This is a genomic window from Streptomyces sp. NPDC086989 (genome assembly GCF_044745505.1).
In the GTDB taxonomy this organism is placed as follows: Bacteria; Actinomycetota; Actinomycetes; order Streptomycetales; family Streptomycetaceae; genus Streptomyces.
Genome location: NZ_JBIVAL010000014.1, coordinates 251,953 through 272,752, shown reverse-complemented (window position 1 = coordinate 272,752; position 20,800 = coordinate 251,953). Strand labels below are relative to the sequence as shown.

17 protein-coding genes and 2 pseudogenes are annotated in these 20,800 nt (G+C 74.2%); 9 read left to right on the top strand and 10 right to left on the bottom strand.

Features of this window, described 5'->3' with window-relative positions:
- Positions 1-115: 115 nt before the first annotated feature.
- From ACIPK4_RS30605 to ACIPK4_RS30595, 3 genes are read left to right on the top strand one after another with little or no spacing between them, the layout of a single operon-like run.
- Entirely contained in the window at positions 116-907 is a 792-nt protein-coding gene (locus ACIPK4_RS30605) for an ABC transporter ATP-binding protein (RefSeq protein ID WP_402318550.1), read from the top strand.
- A complete protein-coding gene (locus tag ACIPK4_RS30600; RefSeq protein WP_402318547.1) occupies positions 894-1,778 on the top strand; it encodes an ABC transporter permease in 885 nt (294 codons plus the stop codon). The genes ACIPK4_RS30605 and ACIPK4_RS30600 overlap by 14 nt, the downstream gene beginning before the upstream one ends.
- A 5-nt stretch (positions 1,779-1,783) precedes the next feature.
- On the top strand, positions 1,784-2,557 hold the full coding sequence (locus ACIPK4_RS30595) for a sirohydrochlorin chelatase (protein WP_402318545.1): 774 nt from the start codon (positions 1,784-1,786) through the stop codon (positions 2,555-2,557).
- Positions 2,558-2,906: 349 nt separating this feature from the next.
- Here the strand turns inward: ACIPK4_RS30595 and ACIPK4_RS30590 are convergent, their stop codons facing one another.
- Positions 2,907-3,908, bottom strand: coding sequence for a ketopantoate reductase family protein (locus ACIPK4_RS30590; protein ID WP_376192840.1), 1,002 nt, complete (start codon positions 3,906-3,908; stop codon positions 2,907-2,909).
- Positions 3,909-4,212: 304 nt separating this feature from the next.
- On the opposite strand from ACIPK4_RS30590, the gene ACIPK4_RS30585 reads away from it, so the two are divergent.
- The gene (locus tag ACIPK4_RS30585) at positions 4,213-4,977 is read left to right on the top strand and encodes an alpha/beta hydrolase (protein WP_402318542.1); all 765 of its coding nucleotides are present in this window, start codon (positions 4,213-4,215) and stop codon (positions 4,975-4,977) included.
- A 67-nt stretch (positions 4,978-5,044) separates the two neighbouring features.
- On the opposite strand, the gene ACIPK4_RS30580 is transcribed toward ACIPK4_RS30585, so the two are convergent.
- Positions 5,045-5,596: a DUF1697 domain-containing protein gene (locus tag ACIPK4_RS30580; RefSeq protein WP_402318539.1), complete on the bottom strand. Its 552-nt coding sequence runs from the start codon at positions 5,594-5,596 to the stop codon at positions 5,045-5,047.
- Positions 5,593-6,878: pseudogene (gene mgt / locus ACIPK4_RS30575) on the bottom strand (macrolide-inactivating glycosyltransferase). Before mgt ends, ACIPK4_RS30580 begins: the two are co-directional and overlap by 4 nt.
- A 138-nt stretch (positions 6,879-7,016) precedes the next feature.
- Between mgt and ACIPK4_RS30570 the strand changes: the two are divergent.
- Together ACIPK4_RS30570 and ACIPK4_RS30565 are read left to right on the top strand one after the other, a co-directional pair.
- Entirely contained in the window at positions 7,017-7,868 is an 852-nt protein-coding gene (locus ACIPK4_RS30570; protein WP_402318536.1) for a phosphotransferase enzyme family protein, read from the top strand.
- A 24-nt stretch (positions 7,869-7,892) separates the two neighbouring features.
- Positions 7,893-8,549, top strand: a complete 657-nt coding sequence (locus ACIPK4_RS30565; RefSeq protein WP_402318534.1) for a hypothetical protein — start codon at positions 7,893-7,895, stop codon at positions 8,547-8,549.
- A 51-nt stretch (positions 8,550-8,600) separates the two neighbouring features.
- Here ACIPK4_RS30565 and ACIPK4_RS30560 read toward each other — a convergent pair whose 3' ends face one another.
- The 3 genes from ACIPK4_RS30560 to ACIPK4_RS30550 all read right to left on the bottom strand — a co-directional run bounded on the left by ACIPK4_RS30560 (position 8,601) and on the right by ACIPK4_RS30550 (position 11,695).
- Positions 8,601-9,455: a patatin-like phospholipase family protein gene (locus ACIPK4_RS30560; RefSeq protein WP_402318531.1), complete on the bottom strand. Its 855-nt coding sequence runs from the start codon at positions 9,453-9,455 to the stop codon at positions 8,601-8,603.
- Positions 9,456-9,571: 116 nt separating this feature from the next.
- Positions 9,572-10,297 (bottom strand): 3'-5' exonuclease, encoded by a 726-nt coding sequence (locus ACIPK4_RS30555; RefSeq protein WP_402318528.1) that lies wholly within the window; start codon positions 10,295-10,297, stop codon positions 9,572-9,574.
- A gap of 81 nt (positions 10,298-10,378) precedes the next feature.
- Positions 10,379-11,695 carry an SAV2148 family HEPN domain-containing protein gene (locus ACIPK4_RS30550; RefSeq protein WP_402318525.1) on the bottom strand — a complete coding sequence of 439 codons (1,317 nt, stop codon included), beginning with the start codon at positions 11,693-11,695 and terminating at the stop codon, positions 10,379-10,381.
- 288 nt (positions 11,696-11,983) lie between these two features.
- Between ACIPK4_RS30550 and glgX the strand changes: the two genes are divergently transcribed.
- Positions 11,984-14,098, top strand: a complete 2,115-nt coding sequence (gene glgX, locus ACIPK4_RS30545; RefSeq protein WP_054226730.1) for a glycogen debranching protein GlgX — start codon at positions 11,984-11,986, stop codon at positions 14,096-14,098.
- Here the strand turns inward: glgX and ACIPK4_RS30540 are convergent.
- Entirely contained in the window at positions 14,083-15,435 is a 1,353-nt protein-coding gene (locus tag ACIPK4_RS30540) for an MFS transporter (RefSeq protein ID WP_402318522.1), read from the bottom strand. The two genes, glgX and ACIPK4_RS30540, sit on opposite strands and share 16 nt — an antisense overlap.
- Before the next feature lie 109 nt (positions 15,436-15,544).
- Between ACIPK4_RS30540 and treY the strand changes: the two genes are divergently transcribed.
- Positions 15,545-17,833 carry a malto-oligosyltrehalose synthase gene (gene treY, locus ACIPK4_RS30535; RefSeq protein WP_402318519.1) on the top strand — a complete coding sequence of 763 codons (2,289 nt, stop codon included), beginning with the start codon at positions 15,545-15,547 and terminating at the stop codon, positions 17,831-17,833.
- Here treY and ACIPK4_RS30530 read toward each other — a convergent pair.
- Positions 17,825-18,064 (bottom strand): annotated as a pseudogene (locus ACIPK4_RS30530) (LysR family transcriptional regulator substrate-binding protein); the annotation flags it as partial. The gene treY and the pseudogene ACIPK4_RS30530 overlap by 9 nt on opposite strands.
- Before the next feature lie 171 nt (positions 18,065-18,235).
- Here ACIPK4_RS30530 and ACIPK4_RS30525 point away from each other — a divergent pair.
- Positions 18,236-19,612: a M14 family zinc carboxypeptidase gene (locus tag ACIPK4_RS30525; protein WP_402318516.1), complete on the top strand. Its 1,377-nt coding sequence runs from the start codon at positions 18,236-18,238 to the stop codon at positions 19,610-19,612.
- On the opposite strand, the gene ACIPK4_RS30520 is transcribed toward ACIPK4_RS30525, so the two are convergent.
- Positions 19,602-20,129 carry a GNAT family N-acetyltransferase gene (locus ACIPK4_RS30520; protein WP_402318513.1) on the bottom strand — a complete coding sequence of 176 codons (528 nt, stop codon included), beginning with the start codon at positions 20,127-20,129 and terminating at the stop codon, positions 19,602-19,604. The genes ACIPK4_RS30525 and ACIPK4_RS30520 overlap by 11 nt on opposite strands.
- 41 nt (positions 20,130-20,170) lie before the next feature.
- Positions 20,171-20,731, bottom strand: a complete 561-nt coding sequence (locus tag ACIPK4_RS30515) for a DUF1707 and FHA domain-containing protein (RefSeq protein ID WP_376192810.1) — start codon at positions 20,729-20,731, stop codon at positions 20,171-20,173.
- Positions 20,732-20,800 lie beyond the last annotated feature (69 nt).

Sequence of the window (20,800 nt, the reverse complement as noted above, 5' to 3'; positions counted from 1 at the left end):
GCATCTACGACCTCACCCTCCTCAACAAGGTCCTCAAGGCAGCCGGCAAGCCCGAAGTCACCGACGCCGGCCTCGGCGCCAAGTAAGCCCGTACGCATCCCAGGAGGTGACGACCATGGCCACCACGCTCGCCAAGGCTGCCGAGGGCACGGTAGCGGAGCAGACGCACGCCGCCCGCATCGAGCACGTCTCGAAGTCCTTCTCCGGCCCGGCCGGATCGCAGCTCGTCCTGGACGACATCAGCCTCGATGTCGCGCCCGGCGAGTTCGTCACCATCCTGGGGGCCTCGGGGTGTGGCAAATCCACCCTGCTGAACCTGGTCGCCGGACTCGACGAGCCCACCGCGGGCACGATCGAGACCGCCGGCCGGCCCGCCCTGATGTTCCAGGAGCACGCCCTCTTCCCGTGGCTCACCGCGGGCAAGAACATCGAACTCGCCCTGCGGCTTCGCGGGGTGGCCAAGGCCGACCGCAAGCCGGAGGCCGAGCGCCTGCTGGAGCTGGTCCGTCTCGGCGGCGCCCACGGCAAGCGCGTCCACGAGCTGTCCGGCGGCATGCGCCAGCGCGTCGCCCTGGCCCGGGCCCTGGCCCAGGACAGCCGGCTGCTGCTGATGGACGAGCCGTTCGCGGCACTGGACGCCATCACGCGTGACGTGCTCCACGGCGAACTGACCCGCATCTGGGCCGAGACGGACGTCTCCGTGCTCTTCGTCACGCACAACGTGCGCGAGGCCGTGCGCCTCGCGCAGCGCGTGGTCCTGCTCTCCTCCCGGCCCGGCCGGGTCGCGAAGGAATGGACCGTGGACATCCCGCAGCCGCGCCGCATCGAGGACGCGGACGTCGCGGAGCTGTCCGTCGAGATCACTGAACACCTGCGTGGGGAGATCCGCCGCCATGGCCAGCACTGACACGAAGGCGAAGACGGACGACCTGGCCGGTCTGGAGGCCGGCCTGGACGCCCTCGACGCGGTCCAGACCCACCGCACCCCGGCGCGCGAGGTCCTCGTCAAGAAGGTCCTCCCGCCGTTCATCGCCGTGGGCCTGGTGCTCCTGGTGTGGCAGGTCCTCGTCGCGGCGAAGGTCACCGACGAGACGAAGCTCCCGGCGCTGTCCGCGGTCTGGGACAGCCTGTCCGAGATGTGGCTCAAGGGCACCCTGCTGGAGGTCGTCTGGACCAGCGTCTCCCGCGGTCTGCTCGGCTTCCTGCTCGCGCTGGCCATCGGCACGCCGCTCGGACTGCTCGTCGCCCGCGTCAAGTTCGTCCGCGCCGCGATCGGCCCCATCCTCCAGGGCCTGCAGTCCCTGCCGTCGGTCGCCTGGGTGCCGCCGGCCGTGCTCTGGTTCGGCCTCAACGACGCCATGATGTACACGGTGATCCTGCTCGGCGCGGTCCCGTCCATCGCCAACGGCCTCGTCTCCGGCATCGACCAGATCCCGCCGCTCTACCTGCGGGCGGGCCGCACGCTCGGCGCCACCGGCCTGCGCGGAGCCCGGCACGTGATCATGCCGGCCGCCCTGCCGGGCTACCTCGCCGGACTGAAGCAGGGCTGGGCCTTCTCCTGGCGCTCCCTGATGGCCGCCGAGATCATCGCCAGCTCCCCCGACCTGGGCCTGGGCCTGGGCCAGCTGCTGGAGAACGGCCGCAACAACATCGATCTGCCCGGCGTCTTCCTCGCGATCATCCTGATCCTCGTGGTCGGCATCGCCATCGACCTGCTGATCTTCAGCCCGGTCGAGCGGTGGGTGCTGCGCAGCCGCGGCCTGCTGGTCAAGAGCTGAGTCCCGTGTTCCGCGCCCCCGCCCCCGCCCCCGCCCCCGTCCTCCTCGTCATCGCCCACGGCAGCCGCGACCCGCGGCACGCGGCGACCGTGCACGCCCTGACCCGGCGGGTGCGGGCGCTGCGGCCGGGGCTGCGGGTGGAGACGGCCTTCCTGGACTTCGACACCCCGACGGTGGCGCAGGTGACGTCCGGCCTGTACCGGTCGGGCGTACGGGAGGTCGTGGCCCTGCCGCTGCTCCTGACGCGGGCGTTCCACGCGAAGTCCGACATACCCGCGGTGCTGGCCGAAGCCACGTCCCGGCTGCCGGGCCTGTCGGTCCGGATCGCGGACGTCCTGGGCCCGTCCCCGCTGCTGGTCGGCGCGCTGGAGCGGCGCCTGGCGGAGGCGGGCCTCACCCCGGCGGACCGCGCCGGCACCGCGGTGGTGCTCGCGTCCGCCGGTTCCTCGGACCCGGAGGCGATCGCAGTGATCGCTGAAATCGCGCGGGAGTGGCGGCACACCGGTTGGTGCGCCGTGCGGCCTGCGTTCGCCTCCGCCTCGCTGCCCCGTACGGAGGACGCCGTACGGGCCCTGCGCGCGGAGGGTGCGCGCCGGGTGGTGGTGGCGCCGTACGTCCTCGCCCCCGGGCGTCTCCCGGACCGCATCGTGGCCGGCGCGGAGGCAGCGGGGGCGGACCTGGTGTCCGCCGTCCTCGGCGCGGCGCCGGAGGTGGCCCGCCTGCTCCTGCGCCGCTACGACACGGCGCCGCGCAGCGTGCCGCTCCTGGCCGCGGCCTGATTCCCCAGGCTCGGGGCGTGCCGTGGCCGGGAAGGTTCGCCGGTTCACGGCGTCCGGTGCGGTGCACCGCAAGGCGGAGGGCCGCAGCCCGTACTCGCCGTACCCGCGCGATCCGACGACGCAGCGAGGTGCCGTGCCGGGCGTTGCGAGACGGTGAACCTCTCCGGTCACAGCCCTAGGCCCTGTCGTCAAACTGCCGTCTGCCCCGCGACACCTGGCACGCGCTCTCGCCGCACCGGGCGAAAGCCAAGTACGTCCAGTACGCGGTCTTCCGCCCGGCGCGCCGAGAGCACGCACCAGACGCCGCGGGGCCGCCCTCCGGGCGACGACGGGAGTTTGACGACAGGGCCTAGGTCCTGGCCGCCGCCTCGTCGGCCAGGGCCGTCAGGTCCTCGACCGACATCGCCCCCGGCGGCAGGCCCTCGCGGGCGAAGATGTTCGCCGCGTGGCGCAGTGTGTCGTTCACCGGGGTCGGCACTCCGTGGAGACGCCCCAGCAGGGAGATCTCCCCGTTGAGGTAGTCGGCCTCGATGGAGCCCGTGCCCCGGTGCAGGGACTGCCAGGAGGAACCGCCCCGCAGGACCGGGGGGTGGTCGACCTTGCCGTCGCGCGCCGCCGCCTGCTCCTCCTCGGAGGCGTACGCGATGCCCGCCGCCGCGAGCGCCGCCCGCCCCTCCCGCTGCGCGCGCAGCAGGAGCGCCGCCTTCGCCGGGTGCTGTTCGGGGCCGGTCGTCGCCTGGATCGCGTTGCCCAGGTTCCCCAGCAGCTTCGCGTACTTCCACCGCATCACGTCCTCGACGACCGGCGCCGCGAAACCGGACTTCTCCAGGTCGGCCGCGATCCGCCGGGCCCGCGCATCGGTGCCCCCGGCGGCCGGCCCGATGTGCAGGACGCCCGTCAGCGGCGCGCACAGCGCGGACACCACCCCCGGCTCCAGGAAGGTGGCGGGCAGCCAGACGCACACCCCGTACACGCGGGCGAAGCGGCGCAGCGCCAGCCTCTCGCTCTCCACCCCGTTCTGCGCGCACAGGACCGGCAGACGCTGGGCCGCCGTGCCGCCGCCGGCCACCTCCGCGTCGCCCCACGCGTCGAGCGCGGCGATCGCGTCCTGGGTCTTCACGGCCAGCAGCAGGACGTCGTCGGGGCGCAGTTCACCGAGTTCGGCCGGGCCGGTGACCACGGGGATCCGGTGCACCCGGGTGCCGTCGGCGGTCGTGAGGCGCAGCCCGTCCGCCGCGAGGGCCTGGGCGTGTGCGCCGCGCGCGGCGAGGACGACCTCGGTGCCCGTCTCCGCCAGCCGGCCGCCGATGGTCGCGCCGATCGCCCCGGCGCCGATGATGATGTAACGCATGGCCAGGAGCCTGGCACACCGGGCGTCCTGTGGTGCGCTCGGGGCATGGTGGAAGGCGTGTCCCCGACGCCGGTGCCGGGCGGGCCGGCGCGCCGCCGACGTCGCGGTGCCACGCGGCGGAAAAGGGTTCGACGGGCCGGTGCCCGGGCTTGTAGCTTGCAGTCGACCGTGACACCGCCCGAGGAGGTGAGACCCGTGAACGCTGTATCGACGTGGGTGCTCCCCCTTTCCGTCACGGCCTGCGATTGACGTAGGTGTCGCCGGGAGCGCCTCGACCACAAGGCACTCCCGAAAGGCAACACCCATGCATTCTCTGCAGTTCACCGCCGAGTCGTCGTCGAACGGCGTGCGCGAGCGCGATTTCACCGTGGGCGGCGTCCCCGGCGTCCTCTGGTCGCCGGCCTCCGGCGCCGATCGGGCACCCCTGGTCCTGATGGGCCACGGCGGCGGCGCCCACAAGAGGCATGCGGCGATGGTGGGCCGGGCCCACCTCCTCGTGAATGGTTGCGGTTTCCATGCCGCCGTCATCGACGCGCCCGGTCACGGCGACCGGCCGCGCAGCGCGCACGACGAACAGGCCATCTCCGAGCTGCGCAGGGCGCAGGCGGCGGGCGAGCCCGAGGGCCCGGTCGTCGTTCCGTACAACGCCCGTCTGGCGGAGCTCGCCGTGCCCGAGTACCGGGCGGTCCTCGACGCCCTCCAGGAACTCCCGGAGATCGGCGCCGACGGGCCGGTGGGATACGTCGGCGTCGCCATGGGTACCGCGATCGGGGTGCCGCTGGTGGCGGCCGAGCCCAGGATCACGGCCGCCGTCTTCGGCATGATGTGGCCCGATGCCCTGTTGGAGGCGGCGAAGCGGATCACCGTGCCGATCGAGTTCGCCCTGCAGTGGGACGACGAGCGCATCCCGCGCGAGGCCGGCCTCGCGCTGTTCGACGCCTTCGCCTCGGAGGAGAAGTCGTTGCACGCCAATGCGGGCGGGCACGCGAACTGGCCGAGGTTCGAGGCCGACAGCGCCACCCGGTTCTTCGCCCGTCACCTCGGCCGGGCGAGCTCCTCACCGGCCTGAGGCGAGCGGCAGCGGCGTCCGGTCCGCCGATCGGGCGCCGCCCCCGCGGCGGCGCGGCCGACGCCCGCTAGTCCTGGGTCAGTTCGACGAGTCTGGCGACCGTGTTCCAGTTGCGGGTCGTTGCGTCGATGCCCTTGAACACGGCGGGCCGGTAGAGGGCTTCGGCCAGTTTGGAGCGGCCCAGGCCGTCCGGAGCGTAGAGGTAGACGACCCGGTCGCCGATCCGGTACTCCTCCGGGAGGTACGCGGGCCCGTCGATCGCGGCGAACCTCTCCTCGCCCGGCTGTTCGGAGAGGAAGGTGGCGTGCAGCTGCCTGCCCTCCAGTTCGGCGGCCGGGAAGGGGCAGGCCTCGGCAACGGCCCGCAGGTAGTCCCCGTCGACCACCAGGCAGGCCACCGCGAAGCCGAAGCGGGCCTCGATCGCCCGCTCCAGCTCGCGGGCCAGGGCGGCCGGATCCTTCCCGGTGGTCGCGAAGACGGCGTTGCCGCTCTGCAGGTAGGTCTGCACGCCGGTGTGGCCGAGGCCCGTCAGGACCTCGCGCAGTTCGGCCATCGGGACCTGCTTGGCCCCGCCGACGTTGATTCCGCGCAGCAGGGCGGCGTACTTCTTCGTGGTCATGCCCGAACGATAGGACGGCGCGCCGACACCGGGGGAAGTTCGGCCTCGATGAGGTCGGCGGCCTGTCGCGCACCTCCCTCCGTGGCCATGCGGTGGCGGACGGCCTCGGCGCGTGCGGCGACCTCGGGGTCCCCGACGAGCGCGACGACGGCCTCGCGCAGGGTCCGGGCGTCGGCCTCCTCCATGGGGACGTGCCGGGCGACGCCGAGTGCCTGGAGGACGTCGGCGTTGCCGAACTGGTCGACTGCCTGCGGGACGGCGACCATCGGGGTGCCGGTGGCGAGGCCCTCCGCGCTGCCGCCGGCGCCCGCGTGGGTGATGAAGGCATCGGCCTGGCGCAGGATGTCCAGCTGGGGAACCCAGCGGTGGACCTCCACGTTGGCGGGGAGGGCGCCCAGTTCGGCCTCGTCGGTGAACTTGCCGATCTGGAGGACGACGTGCCAGTCGGGCAGGTCGCCGAAGGCTTCGACGCAGGCCCGGTAGAAGGCGGGCTGCCTGGTGAAGGTGGAGCCGAGGGAGACGAGCAGCACCTTCTTCCCGTCGGCTGCCGGGGGGCGCCGCCAGGTGCCCTGGTCGGCGCTGCGGTCGCCCTGACAGGCCCCGACGAAGGTGTACACGGACTCGTCGACGCGGTCGGCGTTCGGCTGGAGGGCGCGGGGGATGAGCACGATGCTGCGCCGTGGACGGCCGACGAACCGGTCGGGGTCCTCGTCGATGCCGTTCTCGTCGAGCCACTCCCGGAAGCGGGCGTAGTACGCGCGGCCCCGTTCGGAGGCCCGCAGCGCGGCCGTCATCGGTGCCGCGACCTCCTCCTCGTACCCGGTCCAGGCGACGAGGTTCGGGGAGAGGGACACGGCGGGGACGCCCCAGTGGTGGGCGAGGACGGGCGCCGGGTAGGAGGTGATGTCGTGGAGGACGAGGTCGGGTGCGTCGCCCTCGAAGGCGGCCGCGAGCTGCGGCAGGGCCTGGACGGCGTCGTCCAGGAACGGCTCGATGTGGTCGATGAGCTCGGTGCCCCAGGCCTCGGGCTCGTCGTCGGTGGGCAGGGTGGACTGCCAGATCACCGGTGTGGCGCCGGTCTCCGCGATCTTCTCGGCGAAGGAGGCGGGGATCGCGTAGCTGACGCGGTGGCCGCGGGCGACGAGTTCGCGGATCACTTCGATGCTCGGGTTCACGTGTCCGTGGGCGGCGATGGAGAACATGGCGATGTGGGCGGGGTTCGCTGAGGTCATGCACCGAGGCTAACGAGACGATACGTCTCGTGCAACGGAGATTCGGCCAACCTCACCCACCTCCTCCACCCACCTCCCTCCACCCACCTCCCTCCGTCCGCCGCCCGGCACCGCCCGCGGCTGCCCGTTCGGATCGTCCGGATGCGAGACTTGGCGGATTCACGACGATCCGCATCCGGAGACACGGCATGGACGAGGCGCAGGCCCGGAACGTACTGACGGCGGCGGGCTTCACGAGGCACGCCGCTCTGCTGGCGCTGGGCGAGAACGCCGTGTTCGCGGCCGGCGACCTGGTGGTGAAGGTCGGCCGGGAGGCGTCGCTGCTGGAGCGGGCCGAGCGGGAGCTCGCGGTGGCGGGCTGGCTCGAAGAGGCCGGGATCCCCGCGGTCCGAGCGGCCGAGCCGAAGCCGCGGCTGGTGGCGGGGCACCCCGTGACGGTCTGGCACCGCCTTGCGGACGCGGTCCGGCCGGCCGGTCCCGAGGACCTGGCGGCGCTGTTGCGGCAGATCCACGCCCTGCCCGAGGCACCGTTCGCGCTGCCCGCGCGGGACCTGCTGGGCGGGGTCGAGCGCTGGCTGCGGCTGGCCGGCGAGGCCGTCGACCCGGCCGACGCGGCGTACCTGCGGGCCCGGCGCGACGCGTACGCGGGCGAGGTGGCCGCACTCACTCCGCATCTGCCGCCGGGCCCGATCCACGGCGACGCCCTTCCCCGCAACGTGCACGTGGGGCCGGACGGACCGGTCCTGGTGGACCTGGAGACCGTCTCGGCGGACCTGCGCGAGCACGATCTCGTGGTGACGGCCCTCTCCCGCGACCGGTACGGGGTGCCGGCGCCGTCGTACGAGGCCTTCGTCGCGGCGTACGGATGGGACGTGCGCGAGTGGGAGGGCTGCCGGGTGCTGCGCGGCGCGCGCGAGACGGCCAGCTGCGCCTGGGTTGCCCAGCACGCCCCGGCCAACCCCCGGGCGCTGGCCGAATTCCGGCGCCGGGTCGCCTCCCTGCGCGACGGCGACCCGGAAATGCGGTGGCACGCCTTCTAGGAAGTGCCGTACCAAGGTGCGCATATGAGACTGCACACCACGTTCCACACCGCCCGCCTGGGCGCGACCGAGTTCAAGGTCGTACGCCCCGCCCGGACTCCGGCCCGCGCGGTGCTCGTCGACACCTCCTGGTTCCTGAACGGCCGGTTCGACCAGGAGGCCGCTCAGATCGCCGCAGGGCTCTGGGCCCTCGCCGCCACCTCGCCGCGCACCCTCGTACACCTGCCGATCCGGGCCAACGCGAAACACGGACCGGAGGGGGAGCCCCTGGGCCGGGGGCGCCCGCTCGACCTGGTCCTGCTGCACCACTCCCTGCAGTTCGCCCCGTCCCGCTGGAAGGAGCTCCGCGGCCGGCTCGGCCCCGGGCGGCCCCGCACCGTGGACCTGCCCGGCCCCGACCCGGACGCGGACCCCGGCGTACCGGACCTCCACCACCGGGAGAACCACGACCGGTTCCACCAGGACATCCACGGCGAAACGCTGTTCATGACGGGAAGCACCACGATGTTCCGGATGGGCGCCGGACTCTTCGCCGACCTCGCCCGCAGGGGCCCCGGCCAGCTGTTCCACCACCCGGGCACGCATTACTGCCGAAGCCTGTACTGCCACCCCCACGACCGCGACCTCCACCTGGAGTACTGCGAGGAGTGGCCCGCCGGGCACTCCGACGGTCGCTCGTGATCCTGGCGGCCGGACGGCTCGCTTCGGTGGCTGCCGGAGACCGGGAGGCGCTCAGTCCGCGTCGGATCCGGTCTTCCAGGCGAGGCGGAGCCGCTCTGCGGCATCGACGGCCTGGCCAAGACCCGCCTGGTAGGCCGGCTCCCAGGCCGTCCGGTCATTCAGGTCCGAGCCGAGTGCGCGTATCGATGCCGGACCGGGCTCGACGGTCACCGCTGTGTGCGCGGCGGCGACCGCAAGCTCCCGGTGGAGCAACTCGCGGGGGAACAGGTGCGCCTGCGGGTCGATGACGACGAGCGTACGGGCTCCGGCCGCGAGTCCGGCGTTGGTCGCCGACCGCAGGGAGCCGTCGATGTAACGGCGGCCGTTGACGGTGATCGGCGGGTAGATGCCCGGGAAGGCCGTGCCCGCCGCCACGGCGGAGGCCAGCGGTACGCCACTCGCGCGGTCGAAGACCTCCTGCTCGCCGGTCTCGGCGTCCGTCACGGGGATGAGCAGCTGCCGGTCCGGCCATTGGGCCGCGCCGACCATGGCGCGCATCCGGGCGACATGCGCCTGCTCGGGGCCGGTCTCGGCGGCGAGCGCGATCCGGCCCACTCGACGCCGCGCCCCCGCCGGGTCCGAGGCGGCATCACCGAGCACGGCGAACGCCTCGCGCAGCCGACGCCCGTCCACCTGGGGAGGAGTGCCGTCGGAGTCGGCGGGGCGCACGGGAGCGGCGAGCCGCTCGGGGTCCTGACCGGTGGCCAGCAGTGCGGCGGTGATCGCGCCGGCCGAGGTGCCGACGATCAGATCGGCCCCGCCGAGATCCACCCCGGCGCGGCGCAGTCCGCAGACGAGCCCAGCCGTCCAGGCCGTGCCAACGGGACCTCCGGCGCCCAGTACGAGTGCCCGCCCGAGTGAGTGCATGACCGTCCCCTTCTCGATATGGGAACTGCGGCCGCCGGCCGCAGCTCTCGACACCGGCCCGCGAACCGGCCGAGGCAGGAGGCATCGAGGCCGTGCCGGATCGCCCGGCCCGCGGGTCAGGCCGAGGCCGGCAGCAGGCTCCGCAGTGGCCACGCCGGGTCGATCACCGCGTCCGGAGTGCCCTGGCGGCGCAGGTACGACTGGAAGTCGCGGGCCCAGCGCTCGTGCCAGCCGCCCTGGCGGGCGTGCAGATCGGCCGGGGTCAGCGCCGCCACCTCCGGGTGGCGGGCGGCTATCGCGCGGGCCACCTGCACCGCGGCCAGCGCGTCCGCACCCGCGTCGTGCGCGCTGTCCAGGGTGACCCCGTACACCCCGCACACGGCCTCCAGGGTCCGCTTGCCGCGCCGGTAGCGGTCCACGGCCCGGTCGATGGTCAGCGGGTCCACCACCGGCCCGGTCGGTGCCCCGCCCAGCCGGTCGGCCAGCGAGGGCAGCCCGTGCCGGGCCAGCTCCGCCGCCAACAGGGTCAGGTCGAAGGCCGCGTTGTACGCGACGACCACCGCGCCCCGCCGCCAGTGCCCGACCAGCGCCCGCGCGACCTCGTCCGCGACCTCCCGCACCGGGCGGCCCTCCGCCACGGCGCGCTCCGTGCTGATCCCGTGGATCGCCGAGGCGCCCTCCGGGATCGGTATCCCCGGATCCGCGAGCCAGACGCGCCGTTCGCGCACCTCACCGGCCCGCACCTCGACCACCGCCGCCGTGACGATCCGCGACTCCCCCGGTTCCGTACCGGTCGTCTCCAGGTCGAATCCGATCAGCACGCCGCCGTGCCAGCCCCCCATGCCGCGCCAGTCCTCCACCCCGTGCCCCTCCCCCGTACACCTTCGGTCAACGACTTTCAGCCTGCCACGGGGCACTGACAGTCATGACACCGGGCGGGAGTCCTGCCAGATCGACTCGAATTCCTCACGGTACGTCGGGAACAGCCCGTGCTCCGTGTCCCGCGAGGAGCCGCGGGTACCGCCGCCCCGCAGGACCAGCACCGGCGCCTCCATGCCGCGCGCCCGGCGCAGGTACGACTGCACGACCGCGATGCCCGAGGACTCCCCCTCCACCAGGTAGGCGGTGAAGCGGGGGGTCTCGTCGAAGACGTGGATCTCGAACCGCGAGGGGTCCCGCAGCCCCGCCCGCACCCGGCGCACGTGCAGGATGTTCATCTCCACCGAGCGGCTCAGCTCGCCCTTGCGCAGGCCGAGCTCGCGCTCGCGCCGCTTGACGGCGCTGCTGGCCGGGTTCAGGAACAGCAGCCGGACCCGGCAACCGGCCTCCGTGAGCCGCACGAGTCTTCGGCCCGAGAAGTTCTGCACCAGCAGGTTGAGCCCTATGCCGATGGCGTCGAGCCGCCGGGCCCCGCCGAACAGGTCCTCCGCCGGGAGCTGGCGCTGCAGCCTCACCCGGTCCGGGTGGACCGAGATGACGTCCGCGTACCGGTCGCCGACCAGGTCCTCGACGGCGTCGATCGGCAGCCGGTCCGCGGCCGGGGATCCCGAGCCGCCGCCCAGCACCTCCAGCAGCCGGGCCGAGGCGCGCTCCGCCTGCTCCAGCACCGCCCGCGACAGGGCGCGGTTGCGGGAGACGACGTTCCGGGTGACCTCCAGCTCGTCGAGCGCGAGCTCGATCTCCCGGCGGTCGTCGAAGTACGGCTCGAAGCACGGCCAGTGCTGGACCATGAGCTCCCGCAGCTGCGGGAGCGTCAGGAAGCTCAGCACGTTGTCGTCGGCCGGGTCCAGCAGGTAGCCCTTGCGCCGGCTGACCTCGCGGACCGCGACGGCGCGCTGCACCCACTCCTGCCCGGCGGGCCCGGCGGCCGCGACGACCCAGTCGTCCCCTCCGTGCACCGGCTCGTAGATCGGCCGCAGCACCGCGCCGACGACGGCGCGCAGCCGCTGTTCGATCAGGTTCAGCCAGATGTAGGCACGGCCGGCCCGCTGCGCGCGGGTGCGGACCTCGCTCCACGCGTCCGCGCCCCAGTCCAGTTCGGCGCCGGCGCCGGCGCCCACGCTCCCGGCCGGCGGCGGGGCCAGTGACACCGCCCCGGCCGGCACCCCCGCGGGTGCTCCGCCCGACACCCCGCCGGAGACCCCGCCGGGCGCACCACCGGGTGCACCTCCTGGGGCGTCCGCCGGGCCGCCCTCGTGACCGCTGTCACCAGGGGGCAGCTCCAGACCTCCCGAGCTCACCCGTGCACCGCCTTCTGCGTCTGGACGCCCGTCTCCAAGTGATCACGGAAGGGTACTCCGAGCTCGGCGCCCGGTGCAGCCCGATGGCCCTTACACCGGTGGTCCGTTGACCCATTATCGGATGCCCGCATAGTCCGCTGACCCGCATATCAGCTCTCCGGGTCACCCGGTAGGAGCATCCCAAGTCCCCGCGTGCGGGCCCACTTTCGGGGAAGATCTGGCAGAGACGTGGTCCACGCCGGATCAGCACCGAACAGCAACGCGACACCGAGGGGAAGAGTCGTATCCATGCAGGTCTGGCCGGGACAGGCGTATCCGCTCGGCGCCACGTACGACGGCGCCGGCACCAATTTCGCGGTCTACTCCGAGGCCGCCCGACGCATCGAACTGTGTCTGCTCCACGACGACGGCTCGGAGACGGCCGTCGAACTGCGCGAGACGGACGCCTTCGTGCGGCACGCCTACCTGCCCGGAGTGATGCCCGGGCAGCGCTACGGCTTCCGCGTGCACGGGCCGTACGAGCCGGAGCGCGGGCTGCGCTGCAACGCGGCGAAGCTGCTGCTGGACCCGTACGCGCGGGCCATCGCCGGGAGCGTCGACTGGGGCGAGGAGGTGTACGGCTACCACTTCGGCCGGCCCGATTCGCGCAACGACCTCGACTCGGCGCCGCACACGATGAGTTCGGTCGTGGTGAATCCATACTTCGACTGGGCCAACGACCGCCCGCCGCGCCACGAGTACCACCACACCGTGCTGTACGAGGCGCACGTCAAGGGGCTGACCATGCGCCATCCCGATCTGCCCGAGGAGCTGCGCGGAACGTACGGGGCACTGGCCCATCCGGCGGTCATCGGGCACCTGACCAAGCTCGGGGTGACGGCGCTGGAGCTGATGCCCGTACACCAGTACGTGAATGACCACCGGCTGGTCGACGACGGGCTGAGCAACTACTGGGGCTACAACACGATCGGGTTCTTCGCCCCGCACAACGGCTACGCCTCCGGTGACCGCGGACAGCAGGTGCTGGAGTTCAAGTCGGCGGTGCGGGCCCTGCACGAGGCCGGGATCGAGGTCATCCTCGACGTGGTCTACAACCACACCGCCGAGGGCAACCATCTGGGCCCGACGCTGTCCTTCCGCGGGCTGGACAACGCCTCGTACTACCGCCTCACCGACGATCCCCGGCACTACATGGACACCACGGGGACCGGGAACTCGCTGCTCATGCGGTCCCCGCACGTGCTCCAGCTGATCATGGACTCGCTGCGCTACTGGGTGACCGAGATGCATGTGGACGGGTTCCGCTTCGACCTCGCCGCCACGCTCGCCCGGCAGTTCCACGAGGTGGACCGGCTGTCCTCGTTCTTCGACCTGGTCCAGCAGGATCCGGTGGTGAGCCAGGTGAAGCTGATCGCGGAGCCCTGGGACCTGGGCGAGGGCGGCTACCAGGTGGGGAACTTCCCGCCGCTGTGGACGGAGTGGAACGGCAAGTACCGCGACACGGTACGGGACCTGTGGCGCGGGCAGCCACGGACGCTGGCGGAGTTCGCGGGGCGCCTGACCGGCTCCTCGGACCTCTACCAGGACGACGGACGCCGCCCGCTGGCCTCCATCAACTTCACCACCTGCCACGACGGTTTCACCCTGCACGACCTCGTCTCGTACAACGAGAAGCACAACGAGGCCAACCGCGAGGGGAACCGGGACGGCGAGACCCACAACCGGTCCTGGAACTGCGGGGCCGAGGGGCCGACGGAGGACCCGGAGATCCAGGAGCTGCGCCAGCGCCAGATGCGCAACTTCACGGCCACGCTGATGCTCTCGCAGGGCGTGCCCATGCTCAGCCACGGCGACGAGTTCGCCCGCTCGCAGGGCGGCAACAACAACGCCTACTGCCAGGACAACGAGCTGTCGTGGGTGAACTGGCCGGAGCCGGGCAAACCGGCCCCCTCGCTGCTGGAGTTCACCCGGCGGATGGTGTGGCTGCGCCGCGACCATCCGGTCTTCCGGCGGCGCCGTTTCTTCCACGGCCGGCCGGTGGAGGGCACCAACGACGAGCTCTCCGACATCGCCTGGTTCACCCCGCACGGGGAGCCGATGCGGGCCCGCGACTGGCAGGCGCAGCACGCGCGCTCACTGACGGTGTTCCTCAACGGGGAGGCGATCTCCGAGCCTGGCTCGCGCGGCGAGCGGATCACCGACGACTCGTTCCTGCTGATGTTCAACGCGGGCGCCGATCCGCAGGACTTCACGATCCCGGCCGGGCACGGGGCGCAGTGGCGGCTCGTCGTGGACACGGCGCGGCCGGACGTACTGCCACCCGGCACCGGACCGCAGTACGCGGCCGGGGACCGGGTGGCGCTGACGGGACGGTGTCTGGTGGTGCTTCAGCGCCCGGCGTAGGACGGGCCCGAAGCGCCGGGCGGGCCCGGCGGGGCCGGCGGGCTGCCGGTCAGGTCCGGGGAGGCGGTCTGCTGCGCCGGGATGAAGGCCCGTGGCGCGGCGGGGTGCGCCCGGGCGGCCGGCACCCGGGTCGCCAGCGCCAGCAGCAGGGCCGCCGCGGCCGCCCCGACGGCGACGGCGAAGGCCCCGGCGGGCCCGTACCACTCGGCGAGCCGTCCGGAGGCGGCGAGCGCGGCGGCCTGCCCGGCCACGAGCGAGCTGGCGGCGAAGGCCGTCGACTCGGCGAGCCGGGCCGGCTGCACGGCCCGCTCGGTGAGGGCGAACGCGGTGATCAGGTGCGGGGCGTAGGCGGCTCCGAGCACCGTGACGACCGCGTACAGCGGCCACAGGCCGTCGGTGAAGAGCAGCGGTACGGAGAGCACCAGCGCGGCGCCGGTGGCCGCGCGCCAGCGCTGCCGCAGCCCGAACCGGGCGGGCAGCGCGCCGAGGCCGAGGCCCACGGCGGCGCTGACGACACCCATGGCCGCGTACACGATGCCCGCCTGGCCGGGGACGCCCAAACGAGCGGTGAGGGCGGCGATTCCGGCCTGGCAGGCGCCGAACATGGCGCCCTGGAGGAACAGGGAGCCCCGTACCGCGTACACGACGCGCGGGTGCCGGGCCCGGCGGCCGGCGCCGGCCGTCCCGCGCTCACCCCGCGGGGTGCGCTGCGGTGCTCCCGTCCCGGCCGTGACGGCGGCGGTCGGGTGCAGGGCGAAGGCGCTGCCGAAGACGGCGACGAGGGCGGCGGCGCCGCCGAGGGCGACCGCGGGGTGCAGGGCGAGCGCGGCGAGCCCGACGAGCGCCGGTCCGAAGACGAAGGAGACCTCGTCCAGGGTGCCTTCGAGGGAGTGCACGGCGCCCACCACGCCCTCGTCGGTCCCGGCCCGGTGGGCGAGGGCCACGGAGCGGGTCCGGGCGAGCGGCCCGATCAGCGGTACGGAGGCCCCGGTGACGGCTCCGATCGCGGCGAGCGGGGCGGTGGCGAGGCCCGTGAGGGCCCCGGCGACCAGGGCGCCGGTGGCGACTGCGTTGACCGCGGCGGCGGCCAGAACCACGGGCCGCTGCCCGTGGCGGTCGGCGAGCCGGCCCAGGACGGGCCCGAAGACCACCTGTCCGGCGGACAGGGTGCCGCCGACGATGCCGGCGGTGGCGAGGGAGCCGCTGGTCTCGGCGACCAGCAGGACGCTGCCGAACTGGGACATGGCGACGGGGAGTCGCGCGAGGAAGGAGAGGAGCGGGAGGAGGGGCCCGGTCAGGGCGATGACTCTTCGATAGGTGTTGACGGTTCCGGCCACTCGATCAACGCTAACGCGACGCAGTCACCCGGATGCATTGGGTCATGGCACGGAATCCGGCAAGGTGGGTACGTACGTTCTCATGAGCCAGCCGTACGCACGCACCCGAATGGAATCTGCTGTTCCGGCAGTCGTCACCCCGGCGCCATCCACGGCCCCGCGGCCCTGCGCCCCGACCTCGACGTACCGGCTCCAACTGCGGCCCGAGTTCCCCTTCGCGGCGGCCGAAGCGGCCGTACCGTACCTCGCCTCCCTCGGCGTCTCGCACCTGCACCTCTCGCCCGTCCTGGAGGCGGTGCCCGGCTCGGCGCACGGGTACGACGTCACCGACCACTCCCGGGTCCGCACAGAGCTCGGCGGCGAGGCGGGACTGCGGGCGCTGGCCGCGGCCGCCCGCGCCCACGGGCTCGGCCTGGTGCTGGACATCGTGCCGAACCACATGGCGGTGCCGTCGCCGCTGCGGCTGAACCGGCCCCTGTGGGAGGTCCTGCGGGACGGGCCGGCCTCCCCGTACGCGCGCTGGTTCGACATCGACTGGACGGCGGGCGGCGGCCAGGTGCTGCTGCCGGTGCTCCCCGGGCCGCCCGAGCCCGGCGCATTCACGGCCGACCCGGACTACGGCGTGCTGCGCCACGGCCGGCTGGAGTTCCCGCTGCGCGCGGGCACCGTGGGGCTGGCGATGCCGGAGCTGCTGGCGGCGCAGTGGTACCGGCCGGCCTGGTGGCGTGACGCCCGTACCGATCTCAACTACCGCCGGTTCTTCACCATCTCGGATCTGATCGGGGTCCGGGTGGAGGACCAGGAGGTCTTCGCGGCGACGCACGCGAAGGTGCTGGAGCTGGTGCGGGACGGGGTCGCCGACGGGCTGCGGATCGACCACGTGGACGGGCTGGCGGACCCGGAGGGCTACCTGCGGCGGCTGCGCGCGGCCGTCGGCGAGGGGTGCTGGGTGGTGGTGGAGAAGATCCTGGCCCGCCAGGAACGGCTTCCGCCGCGCTGGCCGGTGGCGGGGACCACCGGGTACGACGCGCTGCTGCGGGTGGACGGGGTGTTCACCGACCCGGCGGGCGCCGCCGATCTGGCCCGCCGGTACGCGCGGTTCACGGGGTCCGCCGGCTGGGAGGAGACGGCCCGGGCGTGCGCGCGGGAGGTGCTGACCGGCGATCTCGCCGCCGAGCTCGCCGCCCTGGAACGGGCCGCCGGTCCCGGACTCGCCGCAGGCGTGCGGGAGCTGCTGATCGCCTATCCGGTCTACCGGCCGTACCCCGGCGAGCCGGGGCTCTCCCCGCAGGCCCTGGCGGAGGCCGCCGCGCCGGCCGGTCCGGGCGCGGTGGCCGGCGTACGGGACCTCGTGCTGCGCGATCCGGCCTTCGCGGCGCGCTTCGCCCAGACCTCGGCGGCGCTGCGGGCCAAATCGCTGGAGGACCGCGCCTTCTACCGGCACGCCCCGCTGCTGTCGGCCGCCGAGGTCGGCGGCGACCCGGGACGGCCGGCGCTGTCCCCGGCGGAGTTCCACGCGTACTGCGCCGAACTCGACCGGGACTGGCCCGCCTCCGGGACGGTGCTCTCCACGCACGACACCAAGCGCAGCGCGGACGTCCGGGCCCGGATCTCCGCGCTCTCCCAGACCCCCGCGGTGATGGGCCGCCCGCCCGGGGCCGATCCCCAGCTGGCCTGGGTGGCACGGCAGACCGCGTTCGGCCTCGGGGAGGCGCCCGAGCGCGCCGAGCGCCTCGCACAGGCGCTCCTCAAGGGCGTCCGAGAGGCGGCCCTGCACACCAGCTGGACCGACCAGGACCCCGCGTACGAGGCGACCGTCGCGGGGTACGTACCGGACCCGGAGGAGCTCGCCGAGCCTGCGGAACTGGCCGCGGCGGCCCGGGCCAACCTGCTCGGCATGACGCTGCTGCACCTGGCGATGCCCGGCGTCCCGGAGGTCTACCAGGGCGCCGAGACGGAGTACCGGGCCCTGGTCGACCCGGACAACCGGCGCCCGGCGCGGTTCCCCCGCGAGATCCTGGCCCGGCTGGACGCCGGGGCCGCGGCGCGGGGGCAGGCGGAGGAGAAGCTCGCGCTGACGGCCACCCTGCTGCGGCTTCGCCGGGACCGGCCCGCGCTGTTCACCGGGTACACCCCCCTGTCGGCCCGGGGCCCGGCCGCGGAGCACTGCCTGGCCTTCGCCCGCCCGGCCGGGCTCGTCGCGGCGGCCACCCGCCTCTCGCACCGGCTGGCCGGTGCCGGGGGGTGGCGGGACACCGCCCTGCCCCTCCCGCCAGGGCGGTGGACCGCCCCCCTGGACCCGGGGGCCGCCTACGAGGGCGAGGTCCGGCTCGCGGAACTGCTGGCGGCCCGCCCGGTCGCGCTCCTGCTGCGCGACGGCGGCGGGGCCCGCGAGTAGCCCGGCGAAGGCGGCTGCGGCACCGGCCAGCGGAACCCGCGAGAACACGGCGAGGGGCCGGTGCCACGGCGGGTCGGGGGAGAGCAGCACGCAGCCCTCGCCGAGGGGGCCCCGGACCGAGTGGGCCGGGGCCACGCCGATGCCGACGCCGGCGGCGGCCATGCGCACGGCCGTCGAGGTGTGCTCGGTGCGCAGGACGGTGCGCGGGGTGAAGCCGGCGGTGCCGCACGCCCATCGGAAGCGGTGGGCGAGGCCTTCCTGTCCCTGGCCGGCCGCGGCCTCCACCAGCAGTAGCCCGTCCCGTGGCGGCGGCCTCGGGGCAAGGCGTTGGCCAGGGGTTTTCGGGAAAGTGTGGGGCGCGCGGAGCAGTAGGGGGCGTGCACGGCGGGCATTGCATCAGACGTGAACCTCCTCCGTGACATGCGCTACCCCACTCCGTCCGAACTGGCGCTGGCCGCCCGCACGCTGGTGGATGAGCACCCCGGCCACGCCCGGCTCCGCCGGGCCGGCACCTCCCGCGGCGGCCGGCCCCTGTGGCTGCTCTCCGTCGAGCCGGGCGGACGCCCGCTCGGCGCGGGCGTGCTGGTGGTGGCCGGGGCCCACGCCAACGAGCCCGTCGGCGGTGCCACCGCGCTCGACCTCGCCCGGCGCGTCCTGCACGACCCGGCGATCCCGGCCGGCCGCGGCTGGCACTTCCTGCTGTGCGCCGACCCGGACGGGGCGGCCCTGCACCGCACGCCCCGCCCCGCCTCCCTGCTCGACTACCACCGCAACTTCTTCCGGCCGCCGGGCCCCGAACAGCCCGAGTGGGCGCCGTCTTTACTGCCTCCGGACCGGCTGCCGCCCGAGACGCTGGCCCTGACCGCCCTCATCGACGAACTGCGGCCCGTCCTCCAGGTCTCCCTGCACGGCACCGACCTCGGCGGGACCTGGGTGCAGCTCACCCGCGACATACCGGGACTCGCCGAACCCTTCGCCGCATCGGCCGTCGATCTGCGCATCCCGGTCGAGACCGGAGCCTCGGACGCGGCCGGCTGGCCCTCCCCGGGGCCCGGGATCTTCGTGATGCCGCGGCGCGGGGCGGATGCCCCCGGGGCGTTCCACCCCGAGGACACCCGGCTCAGCACCTGGTACCACGCCCACCGCTACGCCGGCACCACGGCCATCGTCGAAGTCCCCATGTGGGCCTCGGACCTGGTGGACGACCCCGCTCCGCATCCGGACCCGCGCGGCGCGCTGCGCCTGCTGGCCGGGCGGCTCACGGCGGACGCCGCGCTCGTGGCCCGCGTACGGGACCGGGTGGGCGAGGTGCCGGGGCGGCCGGACACCGGACCGGGTGATGTACGGGCGGGTGCGGGGCGGGACGCGGGTACGGTTGGGGCGGACCCCGCAGCGGCGGACCCCGAAGCGGCCGCCCTGCTGCGCGCCGTCGACTGGACGCTCGCCCTGATCCCCCGGATCGCCGTCGAGTGGACCGGCGCCGGGGCACCCGCCGAGGCCACGGCGGCCGCCATCGCCAGCATCGACGCCTTCGGGCGGCGCCTGTCGCTGCGCGCCGCCGCGATGCTGCTGCGGGTCCTCCGCTCCCAGGGCCACCCGGCCGCCCCCGGGCTGGACCGGCTGGTCACCGGCTGGTGCGAGGAGTTCGCCGCCCGGTTCCAGGCCCGGCGGATCCCGGTGGCCACCCAGGTCGAGCACCAGTCCCGTACGGTCCTGGCGGCCTACGAGCGGCTCGTGGCGGCGGGAACGGCCGGGACCGCCGGGGCGGTCAATGCCTAGCCTCCCCGGGTTGTCCGGCCGGTACGGCGAGGGTGTAGCGGCGCTTGTGCGCACCGGTGGCGCCGAGCCGGTCGTAGAAGCGGACGGCGCCCTCGTTCCAGTCCGGGGTCTGCCACTGGACCTGGTCGATGCCCAGCTCGCGCGCGAGGCCGGCCACGCCTTCCATCAGGGCGGCGCCGAGGCCGTGGCCGCGGGCCTCCTCGGCCAGGTAGAGGCAGTCCATGTGGAGGTAGTGGCGCGCGTCCCAGAACGCGAACTCGGCCGAGCAGGCGGCGTATCCGGCGACCGTCCCGTCCGGGGCCTCGGCCAGCAGCACCCACAGCCGGGCGTCCGGGGCGAACAGGTGCGGCCCGAGCCGGTCGGCCAGGCCGGCGGGCCGGGGTGCGGCCTTCTCGTACGCGACGTGCTCGTGGACGAGTTCGACCAGACGGGGCAGGTCCTCGGGCCGCGCGGGGCGTACGGTGCCCGCGCGGCGCGCGGGCACGGGCGGGTGTTCCCTGGGGTTCTCGGCTTCCATGGGCACCATCATCGGCGCGGCCGCGATCCGGAGGGCAGCGCTTAGTGGGAGGAGAGCCGGAAGTTCATCCGGCCGAAACCGATCTGGTCGCCGTCGCGGACCGCGACCGAGCCGGTCACCCGGCGTCCGTTGACCGTGGTGCCGTTGGAGGAGCCGAGGTCCGTGAGCACCCACACGCCGTCGCGCATGCCGAGCTCGGCGTGCACCCGGGAGACCGTCTCGTCGGTGAGGCGCAGCCCGTTCCCGGGGTCGCGGCCGATCCGCAGGGCCCGGGCGCTGGGGTGCGGCAGCAGCAGCTTCGGCAGCCGCTCGGCGGTCCAGGCCCGCCGGAGCCCGGCGGACACGGCGGAGGCCCGGCCCACCCAGGCGAAGACGCGACGGGTCCACGGGCCTTCGCCGCCACGGCCCTCCAGGTCGGCGGTCAGGACCGCGAGGTCCTCGGAGCGGCGGGCGACGAGGGCGAGTTCCATCCGGCGCAGGAACGTGTCGTGGGACAGCTTCCCGAGGGCGGCACCCTCGCGGAGCTGGGTCAGCGCCCGGTCGCGCTCGGCGTCGGACAGGCGCGGAACCGGGAAGGCGGGGAACTCGAAACTCGACGTCACAGGGTGATTGTCGGCCCGTCAGGGCCGGAGTGTCCAGAACTCCTCCGGCCGTCCACGCGATGATGGGTC

Excerpts from the sequence above, each read along its gene's own strand:
- ACIPK4_RS30605 (WP_402318550.1), top strand. The coding sequence starts at position 116 with ATGGCCACCACGCTCGCCAAGGCTGCCGAGGGCACGGTAGCGGAGCAG.
- ACIPK4_RS30600 (WP_402318547.1), top strand. The coding sequence starts at position 894 with ATGGCCAGCACTGACACGAAGGCGAAGACGGACGACCTGGCCGGTCTG.
- ACIPK4_RS30590 (WP_376192840.1), bottom strand. The coding sequence starts at position 3,908 with ATGCGTTACATCATCATCGGCGCCGGGGCGATCGGCGCGACCATCGGC.
- ACIPK4_RS30585 (WP_402318542.1), top strand. The coding sequence starts at position 4,213 with ATGCATTCTCTGCAGTTCACCGCCGAGTCGTCGTCGAACGGCGTGCGC.
- ACIPK4_RS30580 (WP_402318539.1), bottom strand. The coding sequence starts at position 5,596 with ATGACCACGAAGAAGTACGCCGCCCTGCTGCGCGGAATCAACGTCGGC.
- ACIPK4_RS30570 (WP_402318536.1), top strand. The coding sequence starts at position 7,017 with ATGGACGAGGCGCAGGCCCGGAACGTACTGACGGCGGCGGGCTTCACG.
- ACIPK4_RS30565 (WP_402318534.1), top strand. The coding sequence starts at position 7,893 with ATGAGACTGCACACCACGTTCCACACCGCCCGCCTGGGCGCGACCGAG.
- ACIPK4_RS30560 (WP_402318531.1), bottom strand. The coding sequence starts at position 9,455 with ATGCACTCACTCGGGCGGGCACTCGTACTGGGCGCCGGAGGTCCCGTT.
- ACIPK4_RS30555 (WP_402318528.1), bottom strand. The coding sequence starts at position 10,297 with ATGGGGGGCTGGCACGGCGGCGTGCTGATCGGATTCGACCTGGAGACG.
- glgX (WP_054226730.1), top strand. The coding sequence starts at position 11,984 with ATGCAGGTCTGGCCGGGACAGGCGTATCCGCTCGGCGCCACGTACGAC.
- treY (WP_402318519.1), top strand. The coding sequence starts at position 15,545 with ATGGAATCTGCTGTTCCGGCAGTCGTCACCCCGGCGCCATCCACGGCC.
- ACIPK4_RS30520 (WP_402318513.1), bottom strand. The coding sequence starts at position 20,129 with ATGGAAGCCGAGAACCCCAGGGAACACCCGCCCGTGCCCGCGCGCCGC.